Raw genomic sequence first — 8199 nt, forward strand, 5'->3', positions numbered from 1 at the left:
TCCATGGTCGAGGGCGACGGAATCCTGGGACGCGCGCCCGCCCGGCGCGATCGCACCAGACCGGCCCCCCGCGCTTTTTCCCGCGATCGCTCGTGCCGAATGGCAAGCGTTGCTGCTCGTCGGCGCGGTTATCCTGCTTCTCACGCAAGTTCCACCTACCGTCGAGCGCCTGGCAGGACCAACCGACCGGATCCACCTCGGAAACTACTGGTACCACGAGGATTTCAGCGCGTACAGGGCGGCCATGCTGGAGGGCGAGAGGACGACATCCTGGCTTATTCACAACCCCGCGACGGCCGAGTCCCACCATCCTGCCCTCATGTTCCCGCTCTACGTCGCGTTGGGGAAGCTCGCAGCCACGACGGGCCTTCCGGACCTTGCCGTATTCGCCGCGGCGGAGAACGTCACCCGCGTGCTCCTCATCGCTACGCTCTACGTCTTCGTGGCGACGTTCCTCCCCAGTGCTCGCGGGCGCAGGCTCGCCTTCGTCCTCGCCATCTGCTCTGGTGGGCTCACGCTCTTTCTCGTCCCAATCCTCGAGAGCGTCGGAGTTCGAACGACCCTGGCGGGACAACCGTCGGTTCAAGTGGTAACTTTCGGGCTCCTGTTCACCGCACCGCACCTCGGTCTGGCCCTCGTCATGACCCTCAGCGCGCTGATCTGCATCCAGCCCGCGTTTCGTGGACACCGGGGCGCCCTCTGCATGATCGCCGTCGCTATTGTTTCCCTCGCCCTGCTGCATCCGTTCAACCTGCCGACGGTTCTGGCAACGATCGCCGTCTTCTTCCTCGCACGCGTCATTCGTGATCGGACGATCACCGCGAACGGGCTCCTAACCGGCCTCGTGGCGGGCGTTGCTGGGGCGCCACTCCTTCTCTACAACTTCGTCACGTTCACCCTCGACCCCTTTTGGAGCAAAACCCACGGCGAGGCCAATACCCTCCCGAGCCCGCGGCCATGGGAGCTGCCCATGGACTACGGCGTCGTCTTCATCCTGACCATCGTCGCCCTGTGGCAGCTCTGGCGCCGCCGGAGTCGGAGCGCTCCGGTGGATGGCCAGCCCGCAAACGCGGTGATTCTCCTGAGCTGGCTCGCCACCGGGACAGTGTGCATGTACCTCCCGCTGGCGTATCAACACCGCCTCGCATTCGGCCTACAGCCTGCGATGGCCGTCCTTGCCGCCGTCGGCTGGCCTACGGCGCACGACGCCTTGAGGCGCTTCTCCACTCGATGGCTGCGCGCTCGAAGGAGCCTCGCGACGGCCGCCGCCAACGTATCGCTCATCGTTCCCGCGCTGAGCCTCCCGCTCACCGTGTACGGCGCGCTCGCAATCTCGGCCGCGACGAACCGCCCCATCCACCTGTATGGCATCGACCGGAACACGTACGCGGTCGGGGAGTGGCTCGCGGCGAACACCGGGCCCGACGACGTGACGATTGGAGCGGTCACCACCGGCGACGTCCTCTCGGGTATTCTCCCGGGGCGCGTGGCCCTGGCACGACGGGCGGGCACCATTGACTTTGCGAGCAAAGAGCGGAACATGGAGGCCATGTACCAAGGCGAGCTGTCAAACGACTCGCTCCTCCGATTCCTGCGCGCGAATCGCGTCTCCTACATCATCGTCGGGCCCGAAGAGCGCCAGATCGGGCTGAATGACCCCGGTTCTCAGCTCGGCCTTCCAATTGCCGCGCGCGATGGGAGCGCCGTGGCCTACAGACTCCGCGCCGACACGGCTGCCGACGGTGGCTGAGATCGAGCAAGCGGCGCGTCGGCAGCGCAGGCCCTTCCGACCGATCCCGGCTGCACACCGACTCGCCTTTTTCGTCACCATCTTCGCTGCGCTGTATTTGGCGTTTGACGTCTACATGTACGTCACGCGCGGACTATTCCTGTACGTCGGCGTCGACTACCGCTCGTTCTGGGCGTCCGCGCAGATCGCTCGCTCCGCGGGTTTCGCGGCGGTGTACGATCTCGACCTTCAGCGCCAGCTTCAGGAGCCGCTCGTCCACGCCTTCGCCTCCCCGCTGCACGAGCTGCAATGGGCCACGATTCCCACCCCGTACCTCCCGGGTTTCGTTGCGCTTCTGGGTCCACTGCTCTTGCTCCCGCCAGACCTCGGCTTTGTCGTCTGGACGGCCGTCAACGTCGTCATGACGCTGGGGTACCTGGTCTGGTTCTGGAGAGGCGTTGGGGGTTCTGCCACCCGTAGCCTGCTGCTCGCCCTGTGCCTGTCCTTCCCCATGCTCGAAACGTTCCAGTTCGGACAGGTGAACGGATGGCTCACCATTTTCCTGGGCGAATTCTTCCGCCTCGCCATCGCCCGCGCGGAGCTCCGCTCGGGACTGTGGCTGAGCTGCATGTTGTTGAAACCGCAAACCCTGATGCTCATCGCCCCGGGGCTCCTCGTCGCCCGGCGATGGCGCGCGGCTCTCGGAGCGACCGCCGGAGGAGCGGGAATCGTCGGAATTTCGCTCGCATTTGGCGGAATCGATGCCCTCCTCGCCGATGCCCGGCTGATCTTCCTGTACTCGGGCCACGTTCCAAGCACCGTTCCGCGCGACATGATGAACTGGCGATCTCTCGCAATCCATCTGTCCGACGCGCTTCCGGCTCAGCTCGCGTGGACGCTCGCGATGGCCGGATTGGTGGCCACCCTGGTCGCGGGCCTCGCCCTGTGGCTCAATGCTCGGGACGCCTCGCCGGAGCAGTTCGCCCTCGTCGTGCTCGGCTCCTTTGCCGCGACGAGCGCGGTTGCCTGGCACGCGCACACCCACATGGGGCTTCCCATGACGATCCCCCTCCTGTACCTGGCCGCCCGGGGACGGATATCGATAGCCACGCTCGCCGTGTGGCTCATCGCTCCATACGTGATGTTCGCCACGCTTCGCCTCGTGTTCGACCTGGGCAACGTTGGCGTGCTCTTCGTCAATCTCTATCTCCTGGGCTGGTCGATCGCGCAATTGAGAAGTCGTGCGAGCGAGGAAAGCGCAACGACGGTCGCCTCAATCGCGCAAGCTTCCCCCTGAGCGAAACGTCCCGCCACGGACCGCGCAGCGCCGACCGGTCCATCCTCGCGTCGCCGCTCCTGGGCGGAGCGGGCCGTGGAAAGAGGCAGATTACGGTGAGACGCGCCTGAAGATCGTCACCCCTGGGCCGTCGTAAACAACCGCATAGCGCCGGTCCTCGCGCAACGCCGCGCGGAGAGCATCGCAGCACGGCCGCACGTCGCTTTTCGGAAGATATACGTACTGGAAGCGCTCGCCGGCCGCGGCGGACCACGTGTCCAGGCACGCGGCATCCGACCCGCCGCAGGCCCGCGCGGCCGCGTATGCCCGCTCCGTGCGCTCGAAGGCGCCCGGGATCCACTCGGTCCCCTGCACGGTGGCGAGGCTCCGCCGGCCGGCCAGCGTGGGAAACCACTCGCCAACCCGGTCGATCGCCCAGCCGGTCGATGGAATGATGAGGAATTCGCTGCCAGCGGGCGCTTCGGCGGCGACCCAGGCCATCGCGGCGCGTTCTGGCGGCGACAGCGGCACGAGCGCGCCACGGAATGCGGAATACGAGGCGAGGTTCATGACGATGACCACGCCCACCCAGGCGGCCGCCAGCACGGCGCCAAGCGCCGGCAGGACCGCCCGCGGGAGCGTACGCGGGCCTATCGCAGGTCCGTCTGGTTCCCCTCGCTTCGCGGCCACCGGTGGGCCCTGCCCGCCAGCCGATAGCCGCGACTCCCGCTCCAGCGCGAACCGTGCGCGCATGGCCGGGCGCACGCCCAGCCGCGCGCCGATCGGCTCCGCAGCCATGGCCAGCGCGCTCGCGCCGCAGCCGAGCCCGACGGACGCGGGAATCGCGGCGAGCTGCCCAAACGCCCGAAAGTCCGCCAGGGCGAGCAGGCCGATCCACCCGACGAGGAGCCATGGCGCCCCGCCTCGGGCAACCGCCACCGAACACAGCGCGCCCCAGGCAACGGCGAAGGCGATGAACGCGATCGAAGAATCGTCGCCCCGTTGCGAGACGAGGAGCGTGACCCACGAGCCGGACTCGCTCGCCGTCGCGAACGGCCCGGGCCCATAGCGCGCGAGCATCGTCGCCCACCACGGCGCGGTCACGACGCCGATAGCGACGAACGACGACAAGAACCCGCGAGCCGCGACCGGGTCCCGACCGCGCCGGAGCAGAAGGACGAGGAGGCCCACGCCGACGAACAGCCCCCACTCCAGGTGCGATAGCACGGCTCCGGCCGCGAACACCACGAGCCCAAGCCACGGAAGCCACCGAGCGCGATGGGCGAACTCCAGGCCAGCCCACAGCGCCAGGATCGCGAAGAGCTGGCCGAGCGCGCGCGTCAGCCCGCCGCCCATGATCATCGTGACGTAGCTCCCGGGAACCGCCGCGAACGCCAGCGTGGCGACGGCCGCTCCAGCAGGCGCCGAGATGGCGGCGCGCGCGAGAAGCGCGAATGCCCCCAGCGACAGGACCGCCGTCGCAGGCGGGACCAGATGGAGGACCTGAATCGCGTCGATCCTCAGCATGCTGGAGACGAGCGCGCCGACGTAGAAGCCCAGCGGCGGATACGCGAACGGGATCGCGAGCCCGTTGTAGTGGCTCAGCGAGGGCAGCGCGTAGCCGTTCCCCTGCACCTCGCGGATCATCTGCAGGAAGAGTCCGCCATCGTTTAGGGGGAAGTCGACGGTCGCGACGGGCGCCAGCCGAAGCACGACCCCCGCGACGATCGCGACGGCCGTGAGGATGCCGGAGGCCGAGGGACGCGCTCCCGCCGCCAATCCCGCGCTCAACGGGCGTCGGCTCGCGCGAACACTACCGCAGTAGGCTCGTTGAATACTGCCCGGTAGCGGTGATCCGCGCGAAGGGAGCCTTCGAGCGCGGGACAGCAGCGGCGCGACCCGTCTCGCGCCAGATAGACTTAGTCCACCCCGATCCCCGTCTCCTCGCGCCACCGGTCCAGGCACGTAGCATCGTTGACGGCGCATGCCTGCGCGAGCGCGTTCGCGTCGCTGAGCCGCGCGAATCGCCCGTCCGATGTCCACTCGGTCCCTTGCGGCGTGACCGCGCTCACGCGGCCCGCCAGCACCGGAAACCACTCGCTCACCCGATCGCGCGGCCACGGGCGCCCCGTGATGATGAGGAACCGGCTCGACGAAGGCGTCGATTGCGATGCCCAGGCCATGGCGGCGCGCTCCGGCGGAGAAAGGGCGACGAATCCATCGCGGTCGGTCAGCAGCACGACCGTGACGGGCCAGAGCGCGAGGAACGCCGAGGCGGCGAGCGCGGGACCCACCCATCGTCGCCATCGGCCCCAGCCGCCAACGCCCGGCGCCGCCGTCCGCCAGGGCCTGATCCAGGAGATCCCGGCGGCGGCCAGCTCGCCGGCGGCGAGCGACATGGGAATGATGCTCGCGCGCGCGAGCTCGCGCGGTGCGAGGACCAGGATCAGTCCGATCCAGCCCAGCGCGAAGAGCCCGCGGCGACCGGAGGTCGCCAGTGCGAGGCAGCCGAGGAGCAGCGCCAAGAGGAACACGGTCGTCGCGACGCTCTCGAGTGTGGCGGCCGAAGACGCGGTCCCGAGCAGAAACGAGCCCTTCTGAAACGCGGCGAGAAACGCGCCCGGGCCATTCTGCCAGATCGCCACCCCGATCCACGGGCTCGCGATCGCGAGGGCCCCGATGCCGACGGCGATGGACCGAGCCAGGCCCGCTCCGTTTCGGCCGAAGGCCAGGAAGATCGCGCCCGCGCTGAACGCCAGGAACCACGCGACGGACGGGTGGCTCAACAGCGTGAGTCCGGACATGACGGCGCACAGGGCGACGGCCGCGCGCGATCGGGTCCGGTACATCGCGTAGGCCTGGTCGAGGGCCACGATCGCGAAAAGGAACCCGAGCCCACGCGTCAGCCCACCTCCCATCAGGAACGGCACGTACGCGCCGGGCGCCAGGGCGAAGAGCCAGATGGCAATTGCGGCCGCGATCCGTGACGTCGTCGCCCGTCGAGCCGCCCACGCGAATGCCAGAAGCGCCACGAGGCTCACCGCGAGCGGGATGAACCGAAGGAGATCGATTGGGCTGGCGCCCGTCAGCTCGGCGAGGCCGGCGGCCAGATAGAAGCCGAGCGGCGGGTAGGTGAACGGCAGGTCCATTCCGTTGTAGTGCACCGTCGCCGGGAGGGCGAGGTGCGCGGCGCGCACCGCCTCGATCATGATCAGGAAGAGGCCGCCGTCCGTCAGCGGAAAGTCGGCGGACAGGACGGGCGCGACGCGCAGAGCGATCCCCACCGCCAGCGCCGCGACCACACCCCCAAACGCCGCGACGCGACCAGCCCCCTCGCCCGCCGAGGCAGGAGCGGCCGGCGTTGAGCGCAACACCCCCTCGCCCGCCGATACAGGAGCGGCCGGCGGTGAGCGCAGCTCCCCCTCGCCCGCCGCGGCGGGCGAGGGCGGGGGTGAGGGCAACTCTCCCTCGCCCGCCGATTCAGGAGCGGCCAGCGGTGAGGGCAACACCCCCTCGCCCGCCGATGCAGGAGCGGCCGGCGGTGAGGGCAGCTCCCCCTCGCCCGCCGCTGCAAAAGCGGCCGGCGGTGAGGGCGTAACCCCACCATCACCCAGGGGTCCCATGGTCACGGCCCGTGCCGACGAAACACTTCCCGACCGTTCGGGTACCAGCGCGTCGACGTTTCCCACACCATCAGCGCGTCGCTCCCATCGAACGCGGCGGGATCGCCCGCCCCGGGACGACTGTGCTCCAGCAGGAACGAGGGATCGGGCGTCGGCGCCGCCCGGCGCCAGGCGGTCGAGAGGCGCACCAAGGCGGCGACCGGCGGCATGCTCGCGTCCGCGTTCTCCTCCACCGACCGAATCAGCGCCGTGGCGAACGCCGAACTCGTGAACGGGCTCACGAAATCCCGGTCCGCGTAGAAGGCGAGCGTCCCGACCTCGCCGGTCACGGCGATTCGATCACGCCGGTCTGTGTGATCGCGGACCCACAGGCCGATCTCGCGGTACTGGGCCATCGTCGCCCAGTTGGAGTGGATGAACGGCTCCCGAATGGGATAGCCCACGGCCAGCACCAGCGCCACCAGCGCGGCGACCGGCGGCAAGGCGCCGACGAGCGTCGTCAGCGCCGCGCCGCGCACGCGATCCCGCAGCTCCGCGACGCCCAGCGCGCCGACCAGCTCCAGCGGAACGACCTCCTGCAGGTAATACCACTGGAAGGCCCACACGCGAAGCAGGCTGTACGCGACGAAGTGGGTGGCGGCGTACGCCAGCAGCAGGAGGGCCGCGCCGCGCACCTCCCCTCGCCGCGACCGGAGGGCGAGGACCGCGAAGGGCGCGAGGATCAGCGAGCCGAGGGTCGCCAGCGGGTACGCCCGCGCGTAGTTCTGCCAACCGTTGGCGTAGCGGTCCGAGACGAACGCGCCCTCCGCGACTTTCAGGATGAGGGTGTCGGGCACAACCCAGCCGAGCTGCGTCCACGAGAACGCCACCCACGGGCCGATGACGCCGAGGAAGAGCGCCGCGTGCTCCCAGCGAAGCCGCCGCTGCGCCATGAGCAGCCCGCCCAGCAGGATCGCCAGCAGCAGGGCGTCCGGCCGAGCGAGCGCCGCCAGCCCCAGGAAGACGGCCATCAACCCGAATCGCTCCGCGAGCCAGCACCAGACGACCGCGAGGAGGAGCGCCGCGGAGAGGAGCCCCTCGAGCCCGAGGCTGGAGAGCACCAGGGGGTTCGTGGCGACGGCGACGGTGGCGACCACCGCGAACACCGGCGAGCCGAACAGGCGCCGCGCCAGCGAACGGGCCGCGACGGACAGCGCGAGCAGCTCCAGCGCCGAAGCCACCACTACCGCGCCGGTGTACGAGCCGAGCGCGCGCCCCATCGCGCCCAGAAGGACGACGTCGAGGGGCGAGGTCGCCGTGTTCGCGACCTGCCCGGGGAACATCCCCCACGTGCCGGAGGTGAACAAGGTGCGCGCATAGGTGAGGGTGATGAACGCGTCGTCCACGTACGGAAGGTTCAGGACGCGCAGGGAGAGCGCGAAGGCGAGCCCCAGCGCGACCCACGGAAGCAGGCCCCGGCCCGGCAGCGAGGACACCATCCGCGCGCCATCCAGCGGACCGGGAGCGAACACCATCCGCGCGCCATCCAGCGGACCGGGAGCGAACACCATCCGCGCGCCATCCAGCGGACC

5 protein-coding genes are annotated in these 8199 nt (G+C 69.7%); 2 read left to right on the forward strand and 3 right to left on the reverse strand.

Translation table 11 applies throughout. From position 1 onward, the window contains the following. Positions 1 to 109: 109 nt before the first annotated feature. Positions 110 to 1750 carry a hypothetical protein gene (locus VFC51_13670; protein ID HZT08072.1) on the forward strand — a complete coding sequence of 547 codons (1641 nt, stop codon included), beginning with the start codon at positions 110 to 112 and terminating at the stop codon, positions 1748 to 1750. Next, a complete protein-coding gene (locus tag VFC51_13675; GenBank protein HZT08073.1) occupies positions 1743 to 3026 on the forward strand; it encodes a glycosyltransferase family 87 protein in 1284 nt (427 codons plus the stop codon). The genes VFC51_13670 and VFC51_13675 overlap by 8 nt, the downstream gene beginning before the upstream one ends. 90 nt (positions 3027 to 3116) lie before the next feature. Here the strand turns inward: VFC51_13675 and VFC51_13680 are convergent, their stop codons facing one another. The 3 genes from VFC51_13680 to VFC51_13690 all read right to left on the reverse strand — a co-directional run. Further along, positions 3117 to 4784 (reverse strand): hypothetical protein, encoded by a 1668-nt coding sequence (locus VFC51_13680; GenBank protein HZT08074.1) that lies wholly within the window; start codon positions 4782 to 4784, stop codon positions 3117 to 3119. Between the two features lie 140 nt (positions 4785 to 4924). Continuing rightward, positions 4925 to 6376 carry a hypothetical protein gene (locus tag VFC51_13685; protein ID HZT08075.1) on the reverse strand — a complete coding sequence of 484 codons (1452 nt, stop codon included), beginning with the start codon at positions 6374 to 6376 and terminating at the stop codon, positions 4925 to 4927. A gap of 254 nt (positions 6377 to 6630) precedes the next feature. After that, a partial coding sequence (locus VFC51_13690; GenBank protein HZT08076.1) for a hypothetical protein occupies positions 6631 to 8199 on the reverse strand: 1569 nt, incomplete at its 5' end.

The sequence above is a fragment of the Chloroflexota bacterium genome, assembly GCA_035652535.1.
In the GTDB taxonomy this organism is placed as follows: domain Bacteria; phylum Chloroflexota; class UBA6077; order UBA6077; family SHYK01; genus DASRDP01.